This window comes from Thalassobacillus devorans, from assembly GCF_011761345.1.
GTDB classification, from domain to species: domain Bacteria; phylum Bacillota; class Bacilli; order Bacillales; family Halobacillaceae; genus Thalassobacillus; species Thalassobacillus devorans.
Genome location: NZ_JAASRY010000001.1, coordinates 1,316,780 through 1,342,996, shown reverse-complemented (window position 1 = coordinate 1,342,996; position 26,217 = coordinate 1,316,780). Strand labels below are relative to the sequence as shown.

Below are 26,217 nucleotides of genomic sequence, written 5' to 3'. Positions count from 1 at the left end.
CCAATTGCTGAAGACTCAGTTTCGAGACGTTAGGTAGCAATTATGGTGGCTGGGAAAACGGATCGCTTTCCGTGGGCATGTGGTGAGCTTCCTCAGGCTTCGCCCGAGGAAGCTTGCCAGGTCCCCCGCAGGAAAGCGAATCCTTCCCCAACGCCCCTATTCCTTAAACAATGTCTCGAAATCAAGTCTTCGACTTTTCGGCTCTTTTGTTGAATAAGCCTCTTTTGGTAAATTAACAACAACGTTTAATATATGTAACAAAAGAATCTCCCCAGCTGATAAGCGGGGAGATTTTTGCTACAATCAAAGGAATCATGGATAGTACGAGGTGAAAGATAATGGCTATAAAAATTGGAGTAACTGGCTGGGGGGACCACGATCTGTTATATGATGATCGTATAGCCGCAGGAGACAAGCTTTCCGCTTACGCTTCCCATTTCCCGGTAGTCGAAGTAGATACAGCTTTCTATGCCATTCAACCAGAAAAAAACTATCGAAAATGGCTAAGTCAGACTCCTGAAAATTTTTCGTTTGTCATAAAAGCCTATCAAAAGCTTACGGGTCATGATCGCTCAAAGTTGACGGTACCGGAAGCGAAAGCGTTGATGGAGGAATACAGGGAATCGATTCAGCCTGTCATAGATGCAGGAAAGTTGAATGCTATTTTGTTTCAGTTTCCTCCGTGGTTTGATGTTCGAAAAGCACATATCCAAAAACTCAAAACGATAAGAGAATGGCTTCCGGACTTGCCCTTGGCTTTAGAGTTTCGAAACCAGTCCTGGTTCGACCCCCAATATAAAAGGCAGACGCTTGATTTCATGAAAGAAGAAAAGTGGATTCATACGATCGTCGATGAGCCTCAGGCTGGTGAGAATTCCGTACCTACCATCCTGGAGCCGACACATCCTGACAAGACATTGATCCGTTTTCACGGAAGGAATGTGCATGGCTGGAACCGAAATGGCCGGGAAGGGAAAGACTGGCGTGCTGTTCGCTTTCTTTATCGGTATAACGAGAAAGAATTAGAAGAATGGGTAGAAAACCTTATGAAACTGGAGCAGCAAACAAAGGACATTACAATCTTTTTTAATAATAATTCCGACGGCGATGCAGCTGCTAATGCTAAGCAGCTGATTGATATGCTTGGGATCACCTATGAAAACCTTAATCCAAGACAAATGGATTTATTCAACTTTTGAGGAGCAGCAATTATGGATAAAGATTTATTTTTAAAGAGAATCGAAAGCTATGTAAAAGGACTGTTTGAAAATGATGTAACTGGCCATGATTATTTTCATATGAAACGTGTGGCTAAAAAAGCGAGGCAAATAGCTGAGAAGGAAGGGGCACACCTATTTGTTACTGAAGCTGCAGGCTGGCTGCATGATATTGGAGATGCCAAGTTATTCGCTGACTCGAATCAGGCAAGAAAGATGATGAACGATTTCCTTATGGAATTAAAGGTGCCTGCTGAAATGATTACAGACATCGAAACCGCTATAGAGGATGTATCGTTTTCTAAGGGAAAAGTGCCCGATACACTGGAAGGCAGAATTGTGCAGGATGCGGATCGTCTTGATGCGATTGGTGCCGTAGGAATTGCGAGGACTTTCGCATTCGGTGGTGCAAAAGGTCAGTTGATTCACGATGAAGAACAAGGAAATACATCCATTCAGCATTTTTATGATAAATTATTAACGCTTAAAGACAAAATGAATACCGAGTCTGCAAAGCAAGAGGCGTTAGAAAGGCATGAATTTATGGAAGCGTATCTGAAACATTTTTATCAGGAGTGGCACACGTGCTAGAATGGAAAGTAGAAATCGACAAGGAGTGACGGAATGTGACGACTGGAGAAAGAGCTTACTTAGAAATGTGTCAGGAAGTATTAGAGAATGGGACGAAAAAAGGAGATCGGACTGGCACAGGTACATATTCCACTTTTGGAAAACAACTTCGGTTTGATCTGTCAGAGGGATTTCCGTTACTGACGACTAAGCGTGTGCCTTTCCGCTTGATTGCGAGTGAATTGCTCTGGTTCATCAAAGGGGACACTAACATTCGTTACCTTTTACAGCACAATAATAATATTTGGAACGAATGGGCGTTCAAAAAATGGGTGGAAAGCGACGAGTATGATGGACCGGATATGACTGATTTTGGCATCCGCAGTCAGCAGGATGAAGACTTTCATACTATCTATAAACAGCAGATGGACCGCTTCAAACAGTTAATCCTGGAAGACGATCGTTTTGCAAAAGCCTATGGAGACTTAGGCTCTGTATACGGGAAGCAATGGCGGGCGTGGAAAACTTCCCAGGGAGATACGATTGACCAGCTCAAAGAAGTAATAGAAAACATTAAAACTAATCCTGATTCAAGAAGGCATATCGTAACCGCATGGAACCCGGAAGATGTTCCTTCAAATATGGCTCTGCCGCCGTGTCATACCATGTTTCAATTTTATGTAGCAGAGGGAAGACTTTCCTGTCAGCTATACCAGCGCAGCGGTGATATCTTCCTCGGTGTTCCGTTCAATATTGCCAGCTATGCACTGCTTACCCACCTTATTGCTCATGCGTGCGGCCTTGAACCGGGAGAATTCATCCATACTTTGGGAGACGCTCATATTTACACCAACCATATCGAACAAGTAAAAACCCAATTGGCTCGTGAGCCGAGGGCTTTCCCGGCACTCAAACTGAATCAAGAAAAGACCTCCATATTTGATTTTGAAATGGAGGATATGAAAATCGAGGGTTATGACCCACATCCAGGCATTAAAGCACCTGTTGCTGTTTAGAAGGGAGCACTGAAATGATATCACTACTATTTGCAATGGACCGGAATCGCGTTATGGGGAAGGACAATGACCTCCCTTGGCATTTACCGAATGATTTGAAATTCTTTAAAGAAAAAACAATCGGCCATACCATTATAATGGGAAGAAAAACCTATGAATCCTTCAATAGGCCATTACCGAAAAGAGAGAATGTCATCCTCACAAAAGATGAGTCCTATCAGCAGCCAGGGTGTAAAATCATTCATGATATCAGCGAGATACTGAGGTGGAATGAAGAAAACCCTGAAACGGAGTGGTTCGTTATAGGCGGTAGTGTATTGTTTGAACAGATTCTCGACCAAGCGGATCGTATGTATATGACCTACATCGATGAAACTTTTCCAGGAGATACCTATTTCCCGGAATATCAAGAAGATGAGTGGGAATTAACGCATGTAGAAAAAGGCGTCAAGGATGAGAAAAATCCGTATGATTATTATTTTCGCACCTATGACCGGGTGACCAGGTAATGACAGCCTATTGTGGCGTCTTATTAGCCGGCGGGCAGTCAAGCAGGATGGGCACCGATAAAGCGCTGCTTGAGCTCGGAGGGCTTAAGACAATCCAGTGGGTGGACGAGAGACTTCGTATGGTAACAGATCAGAGGGCAATTATCACCAATCAGAAGGAACGCTTTGCTTTTGTGGATATTCCTTCTTATCCTGATGTATTTAAGGGAGAAGGGCCGATGGCGGGACTGCATGCTGCTATTCACTATCTTCCCGCTGATTATTATCTGCTATCCGCCTGCGACACTCCTTTCCTTTCTCCGGCTGTTTATGAAGTTTTAAAACAACAGGTGGCGGGGCATGATATTGCCATTCCCGTTTTCAATGGGAAGTTCCACCCGATGTCAGGCGTTTATTCAGCAGCAGTTTATAAGAAAGCCGGGGAGCTTTTAAAACAAGGCAAGAGAAGCATGAAGGCGTTATTCAACGAAACGGATACGGTGTTCGTCAATAATTTTCCATCTATCGATACGGTTGAACTGCATAGACACTTTTTTAATATGAATGACCCGAATGACTATGCGAAAGCTCAAGAAATTGTAAAAATACTCAAGAGTTAAAAGACATGGACCTTAATCCGTGATAAAATGTAGTTGCTTGAGACAAGCTTTACCTAAACAATCGAACATTTTATGACAACAGTGAAAAACTACAGTATTTCAAGTACGGAACCGTTATAATGGGACTATGATAAATTTCTATTTTGTAATCTATTTTGGGAAGGATGGTGAAAGGAATGTTAACAAGTATCGGTGTACCAGGGCTGATTTTGATTTTAGTCATTGCATTGGTTATTTTCGGCCCATCAAAACTTCCTGAAATAGGTAAAGCTGCTGGCCAGACTTTAAGTGAGTTTAAAAAGTCAGCGAAAGATATGACAGGCGATGTTGCCGGTGATGTCAAAGAAGTAAAACAAGCGTTCACGGATGATCAGCAATCATCGGGTAAATAAATAATCTCTCTTAGAGGTGATAGTTATGTTCAGTAACATCGGTGTTCCTGGTCTGATTTTGATTCTAGTCATTGCATTAGTCATTTTCGGACCGTCCAAGCTGCCTGAAATAGGTAAGGCTGTAGGCAGTTCCTTAAAAGAGTTCAAGAAAGCTACCAATGACATGATGTCGGATGATGATAAAAAGTCGGACGATAAAAATGAAAACAAATAATAATGAATACCAGGAAGGTGTAAGGGGCGACCTTGCATCTTCTTTACTTGTTGGATAGGAAAATTATAATAGGATTGTTGTATATGCTTAATGGCCCTGCAAGATGCAGGTTATACCGGCACGTGCTGGTTTAGTCAAACGGGCATATGTACATAACGCTTGAGCTTTAAACTGGGACGGTGCAGCGGGAGGTGTTGAGGGTGAAAAAAAAGAAACAAATAGAAGACGTCGAAATGAATTTGACAGACCATTTAACGGAGCTTAGAAAGCGGATCATTTGGACACTTGTCTCCTTTGTGGCCTTTTTTATTACTGGATTCATTTTTATTAAAGATATTTATCAGTTCTTTGTCAGGGATCTGGCGTTCGACTTACATGTAACCAGTCCAGGTGAGATTATATGGATTTATTTCTCTATGGCAAGTATCGTCGCTTTGATCGGTACACTGCCAATTCTTAGCCTGCAAATCTGGTTATTTGTAAAACCAGCTTTGACACCGAAAGAGACGAAGGTTTCTCTCTCTTATATTCCGGCTATATTTTTGTTGTTTTTAGCTGGATTGACTTTCGGCTATGTAATTTTTGTCCAACTGATACTTCCATTCTTGTTATCCTTGAATGATGGAATGTTCAATGAAATTTTCACGGTCGATCGTTATTTCAAGTTTTTGTTCCGGGTGACCATCCCGTTTGCTATCTTATTTGAAATACCTATCATCACGATGTTCTTGACAAGCCTGGGCGTAATCAACCCTGTTATGTTAGTAAAAATCAGAAAGTATGCGTATTTTGTTTTGATCATCATAGGAACCATGATTTCACCGCCTGATTTTATTTTACAGCTGGTGACAGCCGTTCCTTTGATTATTTTATATGAAGTGAGTATCATTCTCTCTCGTGTCGTGTATCGTAAAAAATTAAAGCACCACCGCGAATTTATGGAGCAGGATTTCGAAGATGATGAGTATGGAAGCTGACCATAAACCCGCTGTCCTTTGTGACAGCGGGTTTTTATATGAAGTTTATAGCAAATGGAGAACGTTAGAATGGTGGGGTGAAGTATTCAAAAAAAAGACCTTGACTGTTTTTACAGTCAAGGCCAAGACACAAACAAAGGATCATCACTTGCACACCTATATAATAACAGGATACTGCAGCTCTGAAAGTGAGATTTATCACTATTTCATTGATTTTAACGAAAAACCATGATAAAACTTAATACAATAGTTTGTAAGAAGTAAGGGGGAGCTTTGGGTGCGTTCATTTTATCATTATATGATGCGATTCAGAGGGAACAAGCAGCAAGATCACGAAAAAGAATTGGCAGACTGGATGTTTGAGGATCATAGTTTTCCTAAGCAATCTACATCTTATCATGAGGTTAGTGACTATCTGGAATGGAATGCTCCATTCCCTGAAGCACTTCGCGTTTTTGATCGGTTATGGGATTCCTATCAAATGGATGAACAAGAATAGTTGAAATGGAATCGTGCAGCCGGCTGGTTGTGCGGTTTTTCATTTTACCCACAGGTAACATTTCCCTGTTGTTCGTAACGGAACCCACGTTCGTGTATAATAGGCTTATAATCAGAACGAGAAATTGGTATTCAAGCATGAAAGTGAGGATATTCTATGAAACTATTACATACCGCAGACTGGCATCTTGGTAAAATCGTCAATAGTGTACATATGACGGAGGATCAACGCTACATTTTGCAAGAATTTATGAAGGTAGTAGATGACGAGCAGCCGGATGCGATTATAATCGCGGGTGATTTATATGACCGTTCGATACCCCCAAGAGAAGCAGTTGAATTGTTGAATGATGTCTTGACGGAATTGGTCATCCATAAAAAAATCCCGGTACTTGCAATTTCGGGAAATCATGATAGTCCGGACAGACTGGAGTTCGGCAGTCAGTTATTCCGATCCCAGCAATTATATTTAGATACGAAGTTAAAAGGTGAATTTCATCCTGTCACGCTAAAGGATGAACATGGTCCTGTCCATTTCCATCTGGTCCCTTATTTGGAGCCGGCGGAAGTAAGACAGTTTTTTGACGATGATCGCGTACAATCTCACCATCAGGCTGCGGAACGGATGATTGACTATATAAAATCGAATCATGATATGTCAGAACGCCATGTGTGGGTGGGTCATTCGTTTTTAGCCGGTGGAATGGAAACAGAATCGGAAGAAAGGTTATCGATGATAGGCGGGAGTCCGTATATCGATGCGGAACTATTCGAGGATTTCTCCTACGTGGCATTAGGGCACTTGCATCAGCCACAACGGGTAAGGTCTGAACATATTCGTTACAGCGGGTCCATCTTAAAGTATTCTTTTTCTGAAGCGAATCACCGAAAGAGTGTAACGATTGTAGAGCTTACCGATGAAGACGCCACCATTAGACAAGTCCCTCTAAAGCCGCGACGGGACCTTGAGGTCGTAGAAGGCTACCTGGATGATTTTTTGAATCAGGATTTGCCAGCTCACCCAGAAAATTATCTTCATATAAAATTGTTGGATGACGGTCAGTTAGTGGATCCGATGGGGAAGTTACGCAGGAAATACCCAAATATATTGCGACTTGAACGAAATATGCTCTCGTCGCAAAAAAAACTTCAGGATCTCACAAAAATCAAAGAACGTCAGGAAATGTCCCATACGGACTTATTTGCTTCCTTTTATGAAGAAATGAAAGGGGATGCTATTCCTGAAAAGCGGAGCCAGCACATTGAACAAGTCATCAATAAATTAATGACTGAAGAGCGGGTGAAATGATATGAAAGCTATTACGTTAACTGTTACCGCGTTCGGACCTTATCGGGGACGACAGCATATTGATTTCAGCAGGCTCGGGGAAGAATCGATATTCTTAGTGACTGGTCCGACAGGGGCGGGAAAAACGACGATATTTGATGCTATGTGCTTTGCTTTGTACGGAAAGGCAAGTGGCAGCGATCGCGATCAGGATACATTAAGAAGTCACTTTGCAGAACCGGATGAACAGACAAGTGTTGAATTTGTGTTTGAATTGAGAGGGAAAACCTATCGTGTTATCCGAACACCGAAACAGCCGAAGAAAAAAGCCAGAGGTGAGGGGTTTACCGAAGATCCTGCGAAAGCAGAATTATACCTTCTTGATGGAGAAAAAGAAATATTGGCAGCTTCTCGTATAAAAGAAGTGAATGATACGCTGGAAGAGATGATCAGCCTCGATTATGAGCAATTTCGTAAGATGATCATGATTCCACAGGGAGAATTTCGAAAGCTTATTTCAGAAAACAGTAAGGAACGGGAGGAGATCCTCCAACGCATTTTCCGTACCCATTTTTATGAAAGAGTCACCGAGGAACTTAAACAGCACTCCAGGCAATTAAAAGAAGAAATCAGCCAGTATCAATGGAAGATCAAACAGGAGACAACTAAAGTAGCCTGGGACGAAGAAGAAGTTGTTGATACGTTAGAAGATCCGAAAGAGATTTTGACTTTGCTGGAACAAAAAGAAAAACAGGCACAGAACTCCCACCAGCATGTGGAAGAGCAATTGACAAAACAAAACGTCAAGTTAAAGAAGACGCAGGAATCATTTTACCAGGCTAAGCAGCTGCAGGAAGATTTTTCGAGGTTGAAAAAATACCAGGAAGAAAAACAAACTTTATTGAAGCAACAGCCTGAAATGGAAAAAGTGAAAGACAGACTCTTGCAAGCAGAAAATGCGATGGAAGTGATACCGGTCGAGGAGCATTGGAAGAGCCGCCAGCAGGACTATGAACGCTTGGAAGCTCAGTTAGAACAGAAACAGACTTTTCTTGCTGAAAGCCGCGAACAGTTCGCAAAGCTTCAAAAAACATATGAACAAGAATTAGAAAAAGAGCCAGAGCGGGAGCGGTTAAAGGAAGATATCACACGAAAAAAAGAGGAACTGGAGAAGCTTAACAAACTGAAAGTCCTTCACGAAGACAAAGAAAAGACCAGAAAGCAGATGGAAGTTAAATCTCAAGCCATTCAAAAGCTGAAGCAGGCAATTGAAACGAACAAACGGGAAAGAACCGATCTTCAGGGGCTGCTTAAGCAGGAAAGCGAATGGAATAAATCGTATTATCAGTGGAAGCAGGATTTTCAAGAACAAAAAACCATTCAAAATAGAATCGAAAAATTAGTCAAAGTTAATGAAGACATCTTGAACATGCGAAACACGTACCGGGATTTCAGACGGCAATACGATAAAAAGGTTACGGAAGCCGAGCATATTAAGAACCAGCTGGATGAAAAGCAAAAAGAATTGAATCAGCAGCACGCTTTCCTGTTAGCTCATTCCCTGGAAGCAGGAGAACCCTGCCCAGTGTGCGGTTCTGAACACCATCCTGCTCCGGCTGTAGCATCCAGCCAGGGAACTTCATCCCTGGAGGTTGTCGAACAGTTACAAGAAAAGTACCGGCAAGCTGAAGAAGCTGTCAAGAAAGAGCAAGAGCAAAATATACAACTGAAGGCGGAAGGACAATCACAAAAACAGCTGCTCGTAGCGGTTCATGAAGAAGTCGCTGAGCATGTTCCTGACCTTCAGGAGGAAACGATTAAGAGAGTACAGCAAAAACAGGCAGAAACGATTGATATGTATCAACAAAAAATAAAGGAAATAGAGGCCAGGCTGAAAGAAATAGCTGCTGCACACGATAAAGCGAAGCGGTTGGATGATCAGCTGGAAGCCTATCAAAGCGAACTCGAGACTGAGCGGGAACAATACAATCAGCTTGGGAACAGTATGGTGAAAACAGAAACATGGATCGAACAATTGAGTGAAGGAATGAACACCACACTGGACAGTTTATCTCAAATGAAAGAAACGATTGCCCGTTTGGAGCGGGATTATCAACAAGCTGTAGCAGACTGGGAAAAGGTCAAAGAACAATTTGAAAAGATGAAAGAAAAATTACAAAAGCTTGAAATAGAAGTTTCTGAGCTTACCAATTTTACCGAAGAAAGCAGGCAGACGGTCTCGAAATGGCAAATGAAGTTAGAGGAACAGCTAAGCAAGCACCAGTTTGCCAGTTTAGAAGCCTACCAGGCGGTTAAGCTTCCTAAGTCAGAATGGGAAGAATTAAAACATAAACTGGAACAGTACAAGCAGAAGCTGGTCACGATTGAAGAGCAGACAGCGGAACTGGAAGCACACTTGAAAGGCAAGGAAGAACCTGAAATAGAATCATTACAAGCCAAGCTGGAGCAGGAAGAGAAAGTGAAAGAAGCACTTACTTCCCGTAAAAACGAAGCCGAGCTGCATCTTAAATTGATCCAGGACGTTCAGACAGCGGTGGAGTCCTTATATAAGGAGCAAGAACAATTGTTGAACGATTATTATGATATTGGTGAACTTGCCGATTTAGCCAGAGGGGAGAATCATTTGCGTCTATCCTTTGAGCGGTACGTTCTGTCTGCATTCTTAGATGAGATCCTTATGCAGGCAAACATCCGCTTCGATCAAATGACTGATCATCGTTACCAGCTGATAAGAAGTGACCAGGTAGCAAAACGTGGAGCTCAGAGTGGGCTTGATCTCGAAGTTATGGATCATCACACAGGGCTGCAGCGTTCTGTCCGTACACTTTCAGGCGGTGAGGGATTCAAAGCAGCACTGAGCCTCGCCTTAGGGATGGCTGATGTCGTGCAGGCTCACGCAGGAGGCGTTCAACTGGATACATTGTTTATCGATGAAGGCTTCGGCACGCTTGATGATTTATCATTAGAGCAAGCGATCGGCTGCTTAAAAGATTTGCAGGACGGCAACCGAATGCTGGGAATCATATCCCATGTTCCCCAATTAAAAGAGGAAATAAAAGCGAAGCTCCATATTTCACCAAGTCCAGAGGGCTCCACAGTACAGTTTGTATTCCATTAATTACTTTTTAAAACTATGTTTCTGTCATGTTATATTATTAATTGCACATGTTAGAAGCAGAGAGGGCGTTCCACATGAAAGTTATTAATGCACCAACGACAGCTCAAGTAGAAGAGTTACATGGGCTATGGGGACAGTTTCAAGAAGAAGTATTACCAAGTTATCTATCTACTTCTTATTTAAAACAGTTAGGAAACACCGATGTTTTTCATTTGCCAGATTTGGATGTCAAGGATCAGGCAGACATCATTGAAATGACCATTGCGCTCCAGACGATTATCCATCTGGTGGATGTTAACTCAAACAAGCATGAAAAATCTGGCTATCTGTTTGAATCGAATAAAAAAATCCTCACCAAACACGGGGTTTCCTTTCCTTTTGAAGCACGGTTATTCGACCTTCCTGAAAAAAATTATCGCCGCTACCACTAAGTTGCTTGTAATTCTCTTTCTAATTAAATAGGATAAAAGTAAAGAGAGCGGAGGTATTGCCATGTCTACACCTTTTTCAATGGAATGGAAAATGATTACGGAAGGCCGGGAAAAACGAATCAATGCAGAAGATAATATTTTTGAAATCACTTTCGATGGTTATAAAATATTTCCCATGGAGGAAATGATCGAAATCAAGCGTCATCTGGATGCCGATTTGATCGGAAGCGGGAAAGTTGTCGAATTGATCTTCAAAAATCAGCAGACTACTTGCAAATATCAACTAATTTCGCTATATAGCGTCAATTAACGAATCATTAGTTAGCGAAAAGCGTCTGTTTTTGCGCTTGCCCGGGAAATACTGTGCTGAATTATTTCCCCTATGTCCCAGCAAGTTTCAAAGAATTGCCACATTCCCCACGCTTTTTGGGAAGATATTCCCCTTATACTTAAAGTAGCTACATGAATATTTTCAATGGGGGGAAGATAACATGCTCAGCAGTGTTTTGTTTGGTTTAATTCTAAGTGGTTTTATTGGCTTGATCATTACAGCAGATTTAGTTTCAGAATAATAGTTTTTTAAGCGGAAAATCCTATCCATTCTCCAGGTTACATTTACCTGGAGAATTTTTTTTATTAACTTGATAGGTTTTGTTATCATTTTTATAGAGCTGTGAAAGGAAGGGTGAGGATATGAAAATATTACATAACGATTGGGCTCCCCTGCTGGAGCAGGAGTTTGAAAAACCATACTACCGTGAGCTTCGGGAATTTCTGAAAAAAGAATATCACCATCATACCATTTATCCTGATATGCATGAGATCTATCAAGCCTTGCACACAACCCCTTATCAAGATACAAAAGTAGTCATTTTAGGACAAGATCCATATCATGGTCCAAATCAAGCGCATGGATTCAGTTTTTCAGTAAATCCGGGGATTGATATACCTCCGTCTTTAAAAAACATCTATAAAGAACTGGAAGCCGATGTAGGGTTCGATATTCCCAATCACGGCTATTTGAAGCCGTGGGCCGACCAAGGGGTATTATTATTGAATAATGTACTGACTGTCAGGGCTCATCAGGCACATTCCCATCAGGGAGCAGGCTGGGAAACGTTCACCGATGAAGTCATTGATGCGTTAAATGATAGAGAAAAGCCAGTAGTATTCATGCTGTGGGGAAAACATGCCCAGAAAAAGGCTTCGTTTGTCGATCGCAGCCGTCACTTTGTGATTCAATCTCCACATCCCAGTCCATTATCGGCCTATCGTGGATTTTTTGGCAGTCGTCCATTTTCCAAGGCTAATCGATTCCTGGAGGAAATAGGCGACTCGCCGATTGATTGGCAGCTGCCGCATCAAGTAACAAGGGCTTAAGCCCATGCAAACTTAGCCGGCTCACATATACTATCCTAAGACGAGAGAATAAGTACGGAGGGATAGATATGTTTCCACCTGCAAGACCTCCGATGGGAGGAAGACCACCAGGGTTTGGGGGGCAATCGCCTTTCCAAATCGGATCGTATGGGAATCAGTTCGGAATTGGCAATCAGTTCAGGGGAATGCCGCAAAAGCAAGGATTCCTATCCAGGCTTTTAGCTAATAGAGGAGCAGGTGCTGCAGCTCGTGGAGGCTTTGGAGCCGTACAGGGTGGCGGTACTGATTTTGCTTCCATGCTTGGTAACGCACAGCAAGTACTGAAAGTGGCCCAGAGTGCTGCACCGATGATCCAACAATATGGACCGATGGTAAAAAACATACCAACGTTGATTAATCTATGGAAAATCATGCGTGAGCCTGATGAAGAAACAGAAACACAGGCAGAAAGCTCTCTTAGATCTCCGGATAGAATGGAGTCAAGAGTGAGCAGCAATCGGGAAAGCAATAGGAGACGCGAGGAATCTTCCAGTGAGTTACACTCTAATAAAGCTTCTCGATCTAATCAAGGCACATCACAGCCCAAATTATATATTTGAGCTGTGCATGTGACTTGATTTTTTTTCCTAAAACCGCAAGAATAGGGGAAATACATGTTATATTCACACTTTCTTCTTGGAGGTTTTAAATATGTCTGAACAGAATTTGAAAAAAGCGACCTTTGCTGGTGGCTGTTTCTGGTGCATGGTCGAGCCATTTGATGAACGACCAGGTATAGAGAAGGTGGTTTCCGGGTATACCGGCGGCCATACAGAGAACCCTTCCTATGAAGATGTTTTTACCAAAGATACGGGTCACGTGGAAGCGGTAGAGATCACTTACAACCCTGAAGTTTTTTCTTACGAGCGGTTGGTGGAAATATTTTGGCAGCAGATCAACCCTACAGATCCAGGCGGTCAGTTCAATGATCGCGGGGAACATTACACAACCGCCATATTTTACCATGATGAAGAACAGAAGCAAATAGCTGAAAACAGTAAGCGAAATCTTGAGGAAAGTGGCAAATTCCAAGATCCGATTGTGACCAAAATATTGCCGGCTAAACCTTTCTATCCTGCTGAAGAAGCCCATCAGGACTACTATAAAAAACAGTCTTTTCACTATAACCTGTATAAAAAAGGCTCCGGCCGAGCTGATTTCATCAAAGAAAACTGGGGTTATAAAAAGGACAAGGATGAACTGAAGCATCAGCTGACAGATATGCAGTATTTTGTCACCCAGGAAAATGGTACAGAACCACCTTTCCGGAATGAATACAACAATCACGAGGAAGAGGGCATTTATGTAGATATAGTATCGGGTGAACCTTTATTTAGTTCTACGGATAAATACGATGCAGGCTGCGGATGGCCAAGCTTTACCAAACCAATCGAAAAACAGCAAGTGGCAGAAAACACCGATACTTCCCACGGCATGATCCGAACCGAGGTTCGGAGTCATGAAGGAGATTCCCATCTGGGACATGTTTTCGAAGACGGTCCGAGAGATAAAGGCGGCCTGCGCTACTGTATCAACTCCGCAGCACTCAAATTCGTACCTAAAGAGAAGATGGAAGAAGAAGGGTATGGCTATCTCCGTTACTTGTTTGATTGATGGAATCCCTCATAGATAACGGGTGATCATAAAGTGGACCTTTGTAACACTCAGACGACACATGTGGAATGTGTAATATTGATGACCTTAAAAGATGGGGACAATTAAGTCCCCATTGGTTTTTTAAAATTGTAATGGATAGCTTCGATTTTTCCATTTTCAGCTACATCAATTTTTTCAATTAATGAGTGAAGTGCTTGTCGAAGCACTTCATCCTCATCTATTTTTAGTTGAACAAACCTTTTAACTTCATGGTGGAAAGAGATTAGCCTTTTTTCATCATCTTTTTGTTGAAACAATGACTTTTCAATTTCGGCTTTTTTTTCTTTAACAACCTTAATTTCACTATCGATTACTTGTTGTTGCTTTTTAAAAGTAGTATCATCAACAGTTTCTCTTGTTAAAGCACGTACTAACTGTATCTTTTCATTATCAAGTTGTTTAAAGGTTTTGTTTAATTCGGTAAGTTGGTCTTTAAGATCCTCACTTTTATTACCAGACTGTTTTTGAACTACTTTTTGTAGAGCATTTGTGTCAATTGATTCTTCTGCTAATATTCTAATGTCTGATAAAACCTTTTCTTTCAAGATGTTAGATTTGATTCTATGTGAAGTGCAAACCTTACCACCTCTTTTTTGATAGGAACCGCAGATATAAGTATTTCTATTATTTTTGAAAACCATCCCTGCCCCACAATCTGCACAATAAGCTATTCTTGCAAACAAACTCTTTTTTCCTCTACCGCAAAAACGCATTTTAGCCCTACTTTTCATCCTTGTTTGCACTTCATGGAATTCTTCGCGACTTATCAAACCAGAATGTGTTTCAGGAACAAAAATCACTTCTTCTTCATCCATTATTATTCGCTTTTTATAGCCATGTCGCTGACTAAATGCCTTATCTGAAGGATCTGTCTTAGATTTACCTTGAAGTAGGTCCCCGACATAATGGACATTTGCAAGAATAATTTTTATTGATGATTGATGCCATATACTCCCTGCGTTTTTAGCCCCTAATACAGTTCGAGGAGTCGGAACTTTGTTTTCTGTTAAATGGTTTGCGATTCTCTGCATTCCCCATCCATTCTTAAGGTACAGCTTGAAGATTTCCTGGACAATTTGAGCCTCGGGATATCTTGGTATTAATTTTCCTTTTTCATTACTATATCCATAAGGTGGTGTGCCATGAAAGATTCCATGGCGAGCCTTTTCACGGATTCCAAAACTTACATTTTTAGAAATGTTATCACTCTCTTGCTGAGCCATCATTGAGAGAAGTGTTAATTTCATTTCGCCATGATCATCAAAGGAATCATAACCATCCTCAATGGATACAACACGAACACCTGAGCCCTTCAAGTCTCGTACTAAAGTAATGGAATCTACCGTGTCTCGGGCCCATCGTGTAATGGACTTTATTAGTACAACATCAAACAAGCCTTTTTTAGCGTCTTTTAAAAGGTTCTTCATTTCATCTCTTTTAGTAAGGCTAGTACCAGTTTTTCCATCATCCGAATAGATATTAAATAATTCGCCTTTTTTATCTTTTATATAATTGATAAAAAACGAAGTTTGGTTCTCTAGGCTATCTTTCTGACTTTCTAATGTGGTACTAACTCTTACATAAGGAGCAAACCTTACACCTAGTGCAATATCATTCAAAATACTATTCATCTTTATTAACCCTTTCTCTGTGGAAAGATGCAACAGTATTCGCCTTGTTTGTATCATAAATTTTCTTTTCAAGAACGTCAAAATTTGAACGGACCAAATCCTGAAAAATATCGTTTATGGTTTGATGGCCTTTATTATTAAAGAATCTTTTTATTGACATAAGTTCTCCCCCTAGTGTTATAGTAAGTTCTTTTTCGTTTCTATGAGATGTATCCCTATTTAGTTTTAATGCCTATCTTTATCTGAAATAGGTTAATCATTTTAACTATTTATGAAGAAAATCCCCCTAAAAAAAGCACCGAAACAAACGACCCTATTTTAAGGATCGAGAATGTTTCGGTGCTTCCGACAACAAATAATATTTAATTGGGTAATACCAAATTATGAATTAGAAAAAGTGTTCAAATACCTGTTAAACTAAACAAATTAATCTGGCTACAATAAGTACATTTAATAAATTATAATGCCTCCTATCAGTTTTTATTAGATTTCCAAATGTATCACTAAACATAGATTACATGAATTAATAAACGATGGATATTATAAGTACAAAAAATTATTTAGTTATTTTCCTACAATAGCTTTGCATCAGAAAAATAAGTGCATAGGTCATTTAGTCTTGGTGAGTTATGGAAAATGTTTATTAGAGCATTATAAACAAACGAGTTTTCTATTGAATGAAGTCGTATATTTATTTTTATCTAATAGCTTTATTTCGTTTAAGGGCAGTTATCTGCAAGACTTGAATTAGTGATATTATCGATTATGTTAATACGGTTGGAGTACATATTAGAAAGTGTTTTTGAAAGACAATATTTAGTCTAGACTATTCAATAGGAATATATTATAAGTGTGAGCAACTGGGTAAAAACCAACCATTTTGTAGTGACTGTGTTTAATGCATGGTGACAAGAGGTATGAAAACAAGGGTGAGATTCCACGAGGACGTTGAATTAGTAGAAGTAAGCGATAGCAGTGATAGCTCATGACTTGTTGCGACTGCAATAAAGACTTTGAAGACTATGAAGAGGCTATCAATATAAATTCCGGGATTTACTGTTTTATTGTAGATGAAAAAGAGGATGAGTAATTCTCCCCCCCCCTTTTGTGGTTCGCCTAATTTTAGGCGGGCTCTTTTTTTATGGAATTTATTAGATATTACATAGTATTTTTGTGTTATTATTATAGTAAAGTTTTCCATTTAATTAAATCTTAATTCAAACAATAAAGTGGGCAGTGCTATGAAAGCTAAATTATATGGTCTATATGAACTGGTATTGTTCGTATTAAATTTACGCTGGTGGGCTATTGTAACTTCTACGACTGTTTGTTTAAGGATATATTTCCCCCTGTAACTCCAATGGTAGAATCATAGATGTCCTATTACTGTTTATTGGGTTTGGTTTAATTGGTATAACTTTACATATTAAAAAGGATGCACGTTTCTGAATTACATGAGTCAAGAAGAGAGGAGATTACATGATCAAGAAAGTTAGAACGGCAAGTAAGAAGCATTCCTGCCAATAAAAAGAAAATATTTAAGTATTGTGATGCCTGTGGAATCGATATTGAGAACAGGGAGAGGGGAGTAGGTTATGAAGATAAAACTCGTTTTAGCATTTTTATTAGGTGTTTTATTAACCATTGGAGTAACTTCATGGATGAATATCGATATTGGCCCAGAGGATAAAGCCATTAGCCAGGTTGTAGATGATAGCAGCGTAAAAGATAAGAGAATAAGCAATATTGCTGATGAAGCCGCTGATAAAATTTCTCAAAGAGAAAGTTATTTGAGTTGGTATGAAAATACCGCAGCTAGTCTACTTGGAGATATAGGAGAATTGAATATTCTCGTTGGTTCTGCTGTAGAGGGTGATCCTGCTCAATATTATGACGCATATAATGATTACGCATATTCTCTTGTAAATAAATGTAGGAGTCTTTATTTGAAGGAAGCCCCGGAAGATAAAGACCTTTTAAAAATACACGAACTGCTTTTAGAAGGCGCTGAAGAACTCGACTCCTATTTTGGAGGTAAAAGTCTGGAAGATTCGATTGATAGCTATAACCAATTTGGAATAGTCATATATATGCATACAATGGAAAAATCTTTTGATGAATACAAGTTAGTAACAGGAAAAGAAATTGTCTCTCCCTTAGACTAGATGAAGATTAAAAAAGAAAGTGAGGGGTGCATATGAGGCTAATTCGTAAAGAAGAGCAGAAAGCATACACAAACAAACAGCGTATCAAAGCTTGGTTAGTAGTGGTGGGAATTTTATTTAGCCCCTCACTGGTACTTGGAGTCGGGCATGTTTTTAATCAGGATAACAGTAAAGCTAAGACGGAGAACTCAGAAGATTTTACTGAACCGGTTGAATCAAAGTTTACGGAAATGAATGGTAAAGAATACTTCGATTGGTTTGATGTTCATACAGAAGAATTCTATTCTGCTTTTGAAGATCTCAATTCTTTTATGCAGTATTACCCTGACGAGCCTGGCGTGGAAGACAAAAGAGGTCTAGCCGATAAATTAACTCACCTGGGTAAACTTGCTGCTGAGGTAAGGTTGTCAAAAATCGACCAAAGTGATTATGAGTTAGCGGAAATACATGATACATATATTAAATCTATGAATAAATTTGACGATGCTTTTGATTTAGCATGGGATATAAAAAGAGAAGATTTATCTCTTTATGAATCCTACCTTTATGAGGGTGCAGTCCTGTATGGAATGGCTTTGGAATATGCAAAAAGCTATAGAACAAATAGAGGTTTCTAATATTAATTTTAAAAATAATTTTTAATAAAAATTTGGAGGGTTTATCATGAAAAAAGTCTTTATCTCATTGATTCCATTATTTTTTCTTTTTCTTGTCGGCTGTGCAAGTGCAAGCGGAACAGAGAAGGAGGAAATCAATTACGGAGAAGAGTTAGAAAATGTTGTTACAGATATTGTGAGTAACGGTGCAAAAGCGGAGGATATGATAAATGCCTACGCTATTATGTGGGATGGGGCTATCAGTCAAGATTTATCGGAGGATGACGCAGCAGAAGTTTTAGGAGTCAGTGTATTGACAGTACGTGACCATTTTGAAGTAAGTAGTGATAACTATGGAGGCTTTTCTATTGATGGGGATTTCAATTCTGTCCTTGCAAGTTTGAAAGCATATTATTCTACCAACGGAAGCATTGAAGAGATTGAGGCAGAATCAGACCGGATAGGTGAAAAACTCAAAGAACTGAATACACCTTCCGAGGAATATGAGAAAGTCTATGACGAGGTAGTCCAATTGTACACTTTATCAGAAGAATTCTATGAACTTGCCATATCACCAAGCGGGTCTTTAGTTACATACAACGAGAAAATAGGTCAACTGTCTTCTGATATTGTAAGTAAAGTAAAAAGTATTGAAGTCATCATGCCTGCAGAATAAGCCCTCCCATTGCGGAGGGTTTTTCTTTTTTTAAGGTATTGACTTCTATCATTCAAGTCCTTACGTTATCTCCATGAATAAGAGAAGGAGGTAACGAATTGTTAATAGATCATTACCAGCAAGAGACCCCTTATAACAGAAAATATCTTAGGGATGGGAATAAGATAACAGAGCGGTGTGGGAATATGGTTCACCTAGAGGATGTCCCGCTACTAAATAGGTGATTGATTACTAAATGGTTAAAGGGAACGTGGCGTGTTATGTCAATAATACGCCATTAAAACTAGACAAAAAAGCTCCTGGAAAAAAGGAGTAACCATTAATAACTTTGGTAAAACTTTTTATTGCATAAAAAACAAACATATTCTATACTTAGAATGTATAATTCAATATAGTTATTACGTGGAAGCACCACTAAAGATCTTGATGGGTTACGTACCTGCATCGAGTTATTTAGTGGTGCTTTTTTGTGTGATATTTTCAACTGTTGTAAAGGTAGGGGTAAAATGAAATTTAACATACATACACCTAAATTAAATAGAGAACTACTTAGAGATTTCTCTTTGGGAGAACTGGAATTATCCAAAACCGCTATTAATCTAATTATTCGCCTGACTCCTTACATTGATCGTGACGGTCACATTCATTTGGATAGAGAAGCTATTAGAAAGCAAATGTTTTGTGAAAACCGTTCTTTCGAAAAGGCGTTAAAAGAATTATGTGAGACAGATTACAAAGGTAAAAAACTATTAATTTGCAAAGATGGTCATTTCATCTCTAATTTTCACCTGTCTACAAACGGCAGAGAATCATATTTGAGAAACTTTCCTTTCTTAAACACTTATAAGTTTTTAAACTTATCCACAAATCAAACTCGTTTGTTTTTGTATATCGCTACACTAAACGTGCACAATGACTGGAAGAGGGTTGCAGTAGAAAACCTATATAAGAATAAGCTGCATGACCGTAAATACGGCATGCCTGTTTATGATGACTATAAGACTATGTATAAGGACCTTTTTCACCTCTCTGATGAAGGCCTTATTTCCTTACGCCTTCCCGAAGAAAAGGGGAAAATAGATAGTCGTGATCCTAATTACAAAAAGCTTTTCCATGAGATGTGCGGTTTTAGAAACAACAAAAAACGTCGCACTAGCAAATACTACAAGTCAAAACATGCGATTGGCTTAAAAGTCAACGAAGATATTTACAACCAACCAGCAGTCAGCAACCAAGCAGGTACAGAAGAAATTCGTTTACTTTCTAACCGTTACCATATGTTCCACGAAGATCTAAAAGAAGAAACGTTCAATTTTATTATTGGCCAGAAAAACACAATGATGGAACTGTTTAGCCTATCAGGACTACACATTTATCGTGCTTCACTAGAGAAGTATTTTGCTGAAAAACATGAAAACATCATTTACTATAATCTTAAAAATAAAGCCGCTAACCACTTCACTGATTTCTATTTATTGGAAGAGGTTAAGAAGGTTATTTTGGGTGCCCTAAAATCAGACATAGGAAGTAGGGGAGCGATGGCAGCTACAGGATATCCGATGTCTAAAACGGATATCCCTATGTTAGTGCAATTTTTTATTGCCAACTCTAGCGACGAACACAAAGTGATTATTGATCAAGATATACAAAAAATTGAAAAGGCCCACGAATTAATGACCGGTTTAGGCGCAGAAGAACCTTGGTCAGACTTGCAAGAATCAATTGACGTTGTATACACAAAACATATCCCTAAGATCCAGGGTATGTTCATTGGAAATTGCAGAGAGAATGGTGTAAAAGACCCCGCAAGTCTATTGTCTAAAATAAATCACAAAGAATTGGTAGTATCTCTAGCTAAGAAATCACTTCTTTCAAAAGAGAAGAAAAACGATGAAGAAGCTGAAAAGCTAAAACAAATAGTGCTGTTCTTCAAGAAGAAACAAGTGCCAGTTTCTCCAAAGATTGAACCCGCACCATTAACACAACGTGAAGACCGGAAGGCAGCTGACACCTCAAATCTCTTTAAAAAATGGTTAGAACAGTAAGCTGTTACTCTTTTTTGAAAAAGGGAAACGGCTTTTTCGTGTTGAACAAATAACTTTCCGCCCAAAGTTTTCACATACTCCCGTGTTTAAAATAAGAATATTTTAACCTAAAACCCTGGATAAACAGTAATTTGTTTGCTCCAGGGTTATTTTTATACCTGTAAATTCCATTTTTTTACTGATTAAATCAATTATATAAATGTGGACATCAATTTACTTTTACAAGAGGCAATTAGCTCTGCCACTTTAGCTATTAACCGATATCAAAATAAAATTTATATGTAGAATGTACAAATATCTCAACAATATCATTGGTTTTCTGAATTTTTTAAAATAGGCTAAAGTCTTTGCTCACCTTGGCTTTTGGGGAGGGGAGTATAAACATTTCTGTTTTCACAATATTATTTGTTACTAGGTTTGTTATTTTATCTGTTATTGTTTATGTTATAAATTTTGTCATTCTGTACTTGAAAAAGTATGAAAACTTTCTAAACAAGGTCTGTATGGGAATCATCTGAAACGGTACAATTTCTTTAAATTGAAGATGTAAACATTTTTATAAAAGTAATAGAGAGTAAGAAAAGACGGTTATATTAAGGAAGAAAAACTTTATGTTTTAAATAAAATATATGATGAAAAAGAGACGTGCAATATAAATTTTAAATTATAGTCTAAAATAGATGATTTAATCTAGACTAGTCTAAAATAGACTATAATCAATACATAAAGGTATGGGAAATTTAGTACTTGTTTTAGTGTTTATAACTTAACGGGTTAAACAAAGTATTTAATTCAGAAATTATCGAACTCTTGATCGAAAGAAAAAGTTGTATAGATCGCTAATTATTTCATTTGTACGTGACTGAACCCACCGACCCTTTCTCTGAGTTAGAAACTGTTTTAAGTAGTTGTAAGAGCTGAGAAAATGGATAATTTGTAAATAAAAATATGGATAGTGAGTTGGATAATTATTATCCAACTATTATCCAAGTGATTATCCACTTTACTATAATAAAGGATCGTACTCTCGCAAGGGGTTTAAGAGGGTGAAACTTTTTTGACCTATGAGAAGTCGTTTTTGTTGCTAATTAGTACCCTGTAACACTTTAAACAGAACATAAATTAGCTATTCGTGCAGCACTTTTCTATTTGTGAATAAATGGTTTTATGGAAGGTGATATTACTCCAATAAAATTGACTAAATGACAGTTGTATGGACGCTTCAGAGTGTACTTATAAGAAGATGAGTGCTCTTTCGTCATAAAAAAACAATAGGACTTATAGCACTTAGGGAATCCAATAACTATCGAATATTGTGTAAGAAATTAACGTTATTCTTGGCAGTTACAAATGCACGCGTAGTGGAAGATAACATCACTTTTATTATTGTATACACGTTATTTCCTTCATTAAACAAACAAATTGCCGATAGTAAAGCATCACAACATGGAGGAAATATTATTAAGCTAACGAAAAGAAGTAAGGTGTTACTAGAACAAAATATTACTTATTATTTCTGATTTTCTCGATTTTCCTTTTAGTTTCTTTTATTTTCTCTTCTCGGTTCTTTTTCTTTCTCTTTAACACTTCGTCTATTGAAGGTTGTGGGACTGATTGTGGCCATTTCCGTAACTCTATTACCTTTTTCATACATTCACCTTCCATCACATAATTAATATTTCCTAGCTAATGACCTCATTATTTCATATCCGTTACAATTGGTAACCCCTTAGATAATTCGGTGAAGCTAAAAAAGAGGTTGATATAATATTTAGCAGTATGGGTCATATTATAAAATATTCATGTTTCAAGAATCTGTCATATTTAGCTAGAGGTATTTGTAGAATAATAGAGAAAATGATTGTAGTATAATAAAAACTGAGAGAAGTGATTAAATATGATAAAAGAGATCAATGGGATAAGTATTAGCTATGATGGACGGTTACTGAGGAGGAATCCAAACAAGGTCATATTCTCCATTGAGTATTACGACTCGTCTTTCTTTAATTGTTTAATTAATATAGATTTATTAAACGTAGATGTTGTAGATAATGGTAAGAAGTGGATTTATGCTATGAAAGAAATAAGCGATGATCAATACGGAATACATAGATATAAATATGGGGAAATTGTTAATCACATTCATAAGAATATAGTAGAATTCCTTCAAAAATATATAGACATTATGTATGATTCTGTATTAATTGATCATTATAGCAGAGTGTATAAAATATCTTAAGTGCACTTAGAGGTAGTCTCATTAAGGGCAGTTTCTGCGTTATAAGTTGTCTCACAATTGAAGGAGAGGGCCAGTAGCTACTGGTTCTCTTTAATTATTATTACTATTAAAGATTGTATATCTCAGAATGTTTTGAAGAAGGGTACATTAAATAAACATATTAGAGTTGAATGTTCACTCTGAACCCGCTCCATCTAACAAATAGAAGCGGGGGGCTGTTTTTGTATAGGCTTTCCTGGTTATTGAAGGAAAGCCAACTCTTATTTTTTTAAGCTTTCTAACCAAACTATAAGCTGCTGATTCATTAGATGGATTTTACTTTCTTTTGGGGAAAATCCGGGCTTGCCAACTTTAACCCTATCTGGCTTTCTTCTTTCCATTTTACACCTCTTCTACTTTTTGTATATCTTATGTAAAAAGTTGAGATATATGAAAAAATAGAGGGGCGGCCTCTATTATGATTTCACGGGACACTTTTGTTTCTGTAGTAAAATATAAACAATAATCCCCGTTGAGATACAGATGGGGATTATTTTACGCTTACACTTAACTTAACCTATAGCTATAATCCGGGAATAAAGTAAATTAAATGATTTTATAAGAGCTACATACAATGAACATGATATAGAGTTAGTGGAAAGAATAATAGATTCTTAACTTAGTTGAAGAACCTATATTTAACCCCCGTATTCCAGAATCAGAAATCAAAACTTAGGAATCACGAATTCCTGCACTACACTTATAAAGCGATTCACAACCGGCCTCCTATTCTCCTTATGCCAAGCCATTGCAGTGATTTTAGGATAGGTCTTATTAAATGGAAGATACACCACATTTTCCAGCTTAATAAACTGTGTATATTCAGGTACTATGACTATACCAATTCCAGCCGCCACCAACGATACCATGGTGTGCTGTTCTTTTGCTGTCTGTACAATAGTAGGGGTAAAACCTGCATCCTTAAAAATATTCTTAATGGCTTCATAATAACCATGTCCTGCTTGTCGAGGTGGCATAATGAAATTTTCCGTTGCTAGTTCTCTAGCATCAATTTGTGCTCGGCCTTGAGCTAGAGGATGATTATTCGGAAGACATACCACTAATTTTTCTTCTCGTATCGTTTGCGTGACAAGATTGGGGTTTTCTAACGGAGGGACGAGTACTCCCACTTGAATTTTTCTTTCTTCTAGTGCTTTGATTTGTTCTGAGGTTGTGAGCTGTTTTAAATCTAAGGTTAGATTTGGGAAGAGTTGGTTACAGGAATGAATAATGGTAGGAATTAAGTCAAACACGGCTGATCCACTATAACCAAGTGTTAATTCCCCGATTTCCCCTCGATGAACTCCTCTTGTCTCCTCACAAGCGTCATCTAAATAGTTGAAAATATTATAGGCTTTCTCGAGAAGCACACTTCCTGCTTCAGTGAGTTCTACTGATCTATTCGTACGATAAAAGAGTTTTACCTGCAATTCATTTTCTAACTGTTTTAGCTGTTGGCTTAACGGTGGTTGGGAGATGTTTAGCTTCTCAGCTGCTCGTCTAAAATGTAATTCTTCCGCAATCACTGTAAAGTACTTTAAATGACGAAGTTCCATTCAAATCACATCCCAAACAATATTTTTAAGATATCAATAAAAGATAATAATATATTATACCAATCATTACTCTAATGATAAAATTATTTTTAGATATTTCTTTAAATTCTGACAAATATTATTGTAAAGGGATGTGAGTAGATGCGACTCTCTATACCAGAAAGCGAGATCAAATCTAGACAAAGAAAATTAATTACTACTCTACAAGAAAAAGGAGTGGATGGAGCCATTTTATTTAGCGTTACCGATATATTCTATTTAACTGGTTTTCATTTTCGTCCATCAGAAAGACCAATTGCTTTTTTCATTGACCCCCAAGAGAACACACATATTCTGATTCCCCATTTAGAAAAAGAACATGCTGAGGAATATGCCTTTGTCCAAAATATTCATTACTATCCAGAATACCCGGGATTAAGCCATCCAATGGAATATTTGAAAGAAAGTTTACTAGATGGCGGCCTTCAAAATAAGGTAATTGGACTAGATGCAGAAGGGTACACCTCTCCAAAAGGTTATCATGGAAGTAAAGTGCGAGACCTTATTGATGCACAATATGTTTCCATTGATGGGTGGGTAGAGGAATTTCGTCAAATTAAGTCGAATAATGAGATAGAGTTAATTAAAGAATCCTGTCGTTGGGGAAATTTAGCTCATCGACTCCTTCATAAATATAGTAAAGTTGGTCTAAGCGAAATTGAAATTTCGGGACGAGCCACACTTGAAGCCACGACAACTATGATTGAAACCCTTGGAAAAGAGTTTCTACCCCACGGTGAGCCGACTAACGCTTTTTACAGAGGCCAAATCGGACAACATTCTAATTTTCCGCATTCACAAACACAAAATTTAATCTTAAAAAAGGGAGATAATGTCGTTTCTCAGTCCGAATCTACCGTTTGGGGCTACAGAAGTGAACTGGAGAGAACGATGTTTGTTAGAGAAGTTAGTAAGGAGCAAGAAAAATATTATCGCTTAGTACAACAAGCTCAAAAAATTGCAGTCGAAAGTATTAAACCAGGACAACCATTTAACGTGGTAGAGAAAAATGTAAGAGCTTTTTATGAAGAAAATAATGTAGAACACTTAACTCGACATCATACAGGTCATAATATTGGATTGCTTAATCATGAAGCACCATTCTTTGATCTAGGCGATCAAAACATTATGAAGCCAGGCATGGTAGCTACCGTTGAACCAGCGTTATATGTAGAGAATATTGGAGGTTTCCGCAATTCTGATACTATTTTGATTACAGAGGACGGATGTGAGTTTTTAACCTATTATCCTAGGGATTTAGAGTCTTTAATTATTCAATAGAATTAAAAATTTTAAAATAAGAGAG

Annotated in this window: 25 protein-coding genes; 22 read left to right on the top strand and 3 right to left on the bottom strand. The window is 38.4% G+C overall.

Annotated elements, in window-relative coordinates:
- Positions 1-338 precede the first annotated feature (338 nt).
- The 17 genes from FHS45_RS06625 to msrB all read left to right on the top strand — a co-directional run bounded on the left by FHS45_RS06625 (position 339) and on the right by msrB (position 13,883).
- Positions 339-1,199 carry a DUF72 domain-containing protein gene (locus FHS45_RS06625; protein WP_062446265.1) on the top strand — a complete coding sequence of 287 codons (861 nt, stop codon included), beginning with the start codon at positions 339-341 and terminating at the stop codon, positions 1,197-1,199.
- A gap of 12 nt (positions 1,200-1,211) precedes the next feature.
- Complete coding sequence (locus tag FHS45_RS06620) at positions 1,212-1,808, top strand: HD domain-containing protein (protein WP_062446263.1); 597 nt, start codon at positions 1,212-1,214, stop codon at positions 1,806-1,808.
- A 35-nt stretch (positions 1,809-1,843) separates the two neighbouring features.
- Positions 1,844-2,803, top strand: a complete 960-nt coding sequence (locus tag FHS45_RS06615) for a thymidylate synthase (RefSeq protein ID WP_082412077.1) — start codon at positions 1,844-1,846, stop codon at positions 2,801-2,803.
- Between the two features lie 14 nt (positions 2,804-2,817).
- Positions 2,818-3,312, top strand: coding sequence for a dihydrofolate reductase (locus tag FHS45_RS06610; RefSeq protein ID WP_062446261.1), 495 nt, complete (start codon positions 2,818-2,820; stop codon positions 3,310-3,312).
- On the top strand, positions 3,312-3,911 hold the full coding sequence (gene mobA / locus FHS45_RS06605; RefSeq protein ID WP_062446259.1) for a molybdenum cofactor guanylyltransferase: 600 nt from the start codon (positions 3,312-3,314) through the stop codon (positions 3,909-3,911). Before FHS45_RS06610 ends, mobA begins: the two co-directional genes overlap by 1 nt.
- A 176-nt stretch (positions 3,912-4,087) precedes the next feature.
- The gene (locus tag FHS45_RS06600) at positions 4,088-4,303 is read left to right on the top strand and encodes a twin-arginine translocase TatA/TatE family subunit (RefSeq protein WP_062446257.1); all 216 of its coding nucleotides are present in this window, start codon (positions 4,088-4,090) and stop codon (positions 4,301-4,303) included.
- Between the two features lie 25 nt (positions 4,304-4,328).
- Positions 4,329-4,517 carry a twin-arginine translocase TatA/TatE family subunit gene (locus FHS45_RS06595; protein WP_028782974.1) on the top strand — a complete coding sequence of 63 codons (189 nt, stop codon included), beginning with the start codon at positions 4,329-4,331 and terminating at the stop codon, positions 4,515-4,517.
- A 233-nt stretch (positions 4,518-4,750) separates the two neighbouring features.
- The gene (gene tatC, locus FHS45_RS06590; protein ID WP_062447969.1) at positions 4,751-5,494 is read left to right on the top strand and encodes a twin-arginine translocase subunit TatC; all 744 of its coding nucleotides are present in this window, start codon (positions 4,751-4,753) and stop codon (positions 5,492-5,494) included.
- Positions 5,478-5,726 carry a hypothetical protein gene (locus FHS45_RS06585; protein WP_148350133.1) on the top strand — a complete coding sequence of 83 codons (249 nt, stop codon included), beginning with the start codon at positions 5,478-5,480 and terminating at the stop codon, positions 5,724-5,726. The genes tatC and FHS45_RS06585 overlap by 17 nt, the downstream gene beginning before the upstream one ends.
- 45 nt (positions 5,727-5,771) lie before the next feature.
- A complete protein-coding gene (locus FHS45_RS06580; protein WP_062446253.1) occupies positions 5,772-5,993 on the top strand; it encodes a YozE family protein in 222 nt (73 codons plus the stop codon).
- Positions 5,994-6,149: 156 nt separating this feature from the next.
- Complete coding sequence (locus FHS45_RS06575) at positions 6,150-7,301, top strand: exonuclease SbcCD subunit D (RefSeq protein WP_062446251.1); 1,152 nt, start codon at positions 6,150-6,152, stop codon at positions 7,299-7,301.
- A 1-nt stretch (position 7,302) separates the two neighbouring features.
- Entirely contained in the window at positions 7,303-10,419 is a 3,117-nt protein-coding gene (locus FHS45_RS06570; protein WP_062446249.1) for an AAA family ATPase, read from the top strand.
- Between the two features lie 74 nt (positions 10,420-10,493).
- Positions 10,494-10,850, top strand: coding sequence for a DUF5365 family protein (locus tag FHS45_RS06565; RefSeq protein WP_062446247.1), 357 nt, complete (start codon positions 10,494-10,496; stop codon positions 10,848-10,850).
- Between the two features lie 61 nt (positions 10,851-10,911).
- Entirely contained in the window at positions 10,912-11,160 is a 249-nt protein-coding gene (locus FHS45_RS06560; protein WP_062446245.1) for a DUF2584 family protein, read from the top strand.
- Between the two features lie 383 nt (positions 11,161-11,543).
- A complete protein-coding gene (locus FHS45_RS06555) occupies positions 11,544-12,230 on the top strand; it encodes a uracil-DNA glycosylase (protein WP_062446243.1) in 687 nt (228 codons plus the stop codon).
- A 68-nt stretch (positions 12,231-12,298) separates the two neighbouring features.
- On the top strand, positions 12,299-12,829 hold the full coding sequence (gene vrrA / locus FHS45_RS06550; protein WP_062446241.1) for a VrrA/YqfQ family protein: 531 nt from the start codon (positions 12,299-12,301) through the stop codon (positions 12,827-12,829).
- Positions 12,830-12,920: 91 nt separating this feature from the next.
- On the top strand, positions 12,921-13,883 hold the full coding sequence (msrB, locus tag FHS45_RS06545) for a peptide-methionine (R)-S-oxide reductase MsrB (RefSeq protein ID WP_062446239.1): 963 nt from the start codon (positions 12,921-12,923) through the stop codon (positions 13,881-13,883).
- A gap of 104 nt (positions 13,884-13,987) precedes the next feature.
- Here msrB and FHS45_RS06540 read toward each other — a convergent pair whose 3' ends face one another.
- Entirely contained in the window at positions 13,988-15,544 is a 1,557-nt protein-coding gene (locus FHS45_RS06540) for a recombinase family protein (RefSeq protein ID WP_166761376.1), read from the bottom strand.
- Between the two features lie 4 nt (positions 15,545-15,548).
- On the bottom strand, positions 15,549-15,716 hold the full coding sequence (locus FHS45_RS06535) for a hypothetical protein (protein WP_166761375.1): 168 nt from the start codon (positions 15,714-15,716) through the stop codon (positions 15,549-15,551).
- 1,435 nt (positions 15,717-17,151) lie between these two features.
- On the opposite strand from FHS45_RS06535, the gene FHS45_RS06530 reads away from it, so the two are divergent.
- From FHS45_RS06530 to FHS45_RS06515, 4 genes are all read left to right on the top strand, one after another.
- Positions 17,152-17,721 carry a hypothetical protein gene (locus FHS45_RS06530; protein ID WP_062446234.1) on the top strand — a complete coding sequence of 190 codons (570 nt, stop codon included), beginning with the start codon at positions 17,152-17,154 and terminating at the stop codon, positions 17,719-17,721.
- Positions 17,722-17,753: 32 nt separating this feature from the next.
- Positions 17,754-18,338: a hypothetical protein gene (locus tag FHS45_RS06525; protein WP_062446232.1), complete on the top strand. Its 585-nt coding sequence runs from the start codon at positions 17,754-17,756 to the stop codon at positions 18,336-18,338.
- Positions 18,339-18,384: 46 nt separating this feature from the next.
- Entirely contained in the window at positions 18,385-18,993 is a 609-nt protein-coding gene (locus FHS45_RS06520) for a hypothetical protein (RefSeq protein ID WP_062446230.1), read from the top strand.
- A 506-nt stretch (positions 18,994-19,499) separates the two neighbouring features.
- A complete protein-coding gene (locus FHS45_RS06515) occupies positions 19,500-21,038 on the top strand; it encodes a hypothetical protein (protein WP_062446228.1) in 1,539 nt (512 codons plus the stop codon).
- A gap of 2,943 nt (positions 21,039-23,981) precedes the next feature.
- On the opposite strand, the gene FHS45_RS06510 is transcribed toward FHS45_RS06515, so the two are convergent.
- The gene (locus tag FHS45_RS06510) at positions 23,982-24,872 is read right to left on the bottom strand and encodes a LysR family transcriptional regulator (protein ID WP_062446224.1); all 891 of its coding nucleotides are present in this window, start codon (positions 24,870-24,872) and stop codon (positions 23,982-23,984) included.
- Positions 24,873-25,013: 141 nt separating this feature from the next.
- Here FHS45_RS06510 and FHS45_RS06505 point away from each other — a divergent pair, with 141 nt between their 5' ends.
- Positions 25,014-26,192, top strand: a complete 1,179-nt coding sequence (locus FHS45_RS06505) for a M24 family metallopeptidase (RefSeq protein WP_062446222.1) — start codon at positions 25,014-25,016, stop codon at positions 26,190-26,192.
- Positions 26,193-26,217: the final 25 nt, after the last annotated feature.

Excerpts from the sequence above, each read along its gene's own strand:
- FHS45_RS06625 (WP_062446265.1), top strand. The coding sequence starts at position 339 with ATGGCTATAAAAATTGGAGTAACTGGCTGGGGGGACCACGATCTGTTA.
- FHS45_RS06620 (WP_062446263.1), top strand. The coding sequence starts at position 1,212 with ATGGATAAAGATTTATTTTTAAAGAGAATCGAAAGCTATGTAAAAGGA.
- FHS45_RS06610 (WP_062446261.1), top strand. The coding sequence starts at position 2,818 with ATGATATCACTACTATTTGCAATGGACCGGAATCGCGTTATGGGGAAG.
- mobA (WP_062446259.1), top strand. The coding sequence starts at position 3,312 with ATGACAGCCTATTGTGGCGTCTTATTAGCCGGCGGGCAGTCAAGCAGG.
- FHS45_RS06600 (WP_062446257.1), top strand. The coding sequence starts at position 4,088 with ATGTTAACAAGTATCGGTGTACCAGGGCTGATTTTGATTTTAGTCATT.
- FHS45_RS06595 (WP_028782974.1), top strand. The coding sequence starts at position 4,329 with ATGTTCAGTAACATCGGTGTTCCTGGTCTGATTTTGATTCTAGTCATT.
- tatC (WP_062447969.1), top strand. The coding sequence starts at position 4,751 with ATGAATTTGACAGACCATTTAACGGAGCTTAGAAAGCGGATCATTTGG.
- FHS45_RS06585 (WP_148350133.1), top strand. The coding sequence starts at position 5,478 with ATGAGTATGGAAGCTGACCATAAACCCGCTGTCCTTTGTGACAGCGGG.
- FHS45_RS06575 (WP_062446251.1), top strand. The coding sequence starts at position 6,150 with ATGAAACTATTACATACCGCAGACTGGCATCTTGGTAAAATCGTCAAT.
- FHS45_RS06570 (WP_062446249.1), top strand. The coding sequence starts at position 7,303 with ATGAAAGCTATTACGTTAACTGTTACCGCGTTCGGACCTTATCGGGGA.
- FHS45_RS06565 (WP_062446247.1), top strand. The coding sequence starts at position 10,494 with ATGAAAGTTATTAATGCACCAACGACAGCTCAAGTAGAAGAGTTACAT.
- FHS45_RS06560 (WP_062446245.1), top strand. The coding sequence starts at position 10,912 with ATGTCTACACCTTTTTCAATGGAATGGAAAATGATTACGGAAGGCCGG.
- FHS45_RS06555 (WP_062446243.1), top strand. The coding sequence starts at position 11,544 with ATGAAAATATTACATAACGATTGGGCTCCCCTGCTGGAGCAGGAGTTT.
- vrrA (WP_062446241.1), top strand. The coding sequence starts at position 12,299 with ATGTTTCCACCTGCAAGACCTCCGATGGGAGGAAGACCACCAGGGTTT.
- msrB (WP_062446239.1), top strand. The coding sequence starts at position 12,921 with ATGTCTGAACAGAATTTGAAAAAAGCGACCTTTGCTGGTGGCTGTTTC.
- FHS45_RS06535 (WP_166761375.1), bottom strand. The coding sequence starts at position 15,716 with ATGTCAATAAAAAGATTCTTTAATAATAAAGGCCATCAAACCATAAAC.
- FHS45_RS06530 (WP_062446234.1), top strand. The coding sequence starts at position 17,152 with ATGAAGATAAAACTCGTTTTAGCATTTTTATTAGGTGTTTTATTAACC.
- FHS45_RS06525 (WP_062446232.1), top strand. The coding sequence starts at position 17,754 with ATGAGGCTAATTCGTAAAGAAGAGCAGAAAGCATACACAAACAAACAG.
- FHS45_RS06520 (WP_062446230.1), top strand. The coding sequence starts at position 18,385 with ATGAAAAAAGTCTTTATCTCATTGATTCCATTATTTTTTCTTTTTCTT.
- FHS45_RS06515 (WP_062446228.1), top strand. The coding sequence starts at position 19,500 with ATGAAATTTAACATACATACACCTAAATTAAATAGAGAACTACTTAGA.
- FHS45_RS06510 (WP_062446224.1), bottom strand. The coding sequence starts at position 24,872 with ATGGAACTTCGTCATTTAAAGTACTTTACAGTGATTGCGGAAGAATTA.
- FHS45_RS06505 (WP_062446222.1), top strand. The coding sequence starts at position 25,014 with ATGCGACTCTCTATACCAGAAAGCGAGATCAAATCTAGACAAAGAAAA.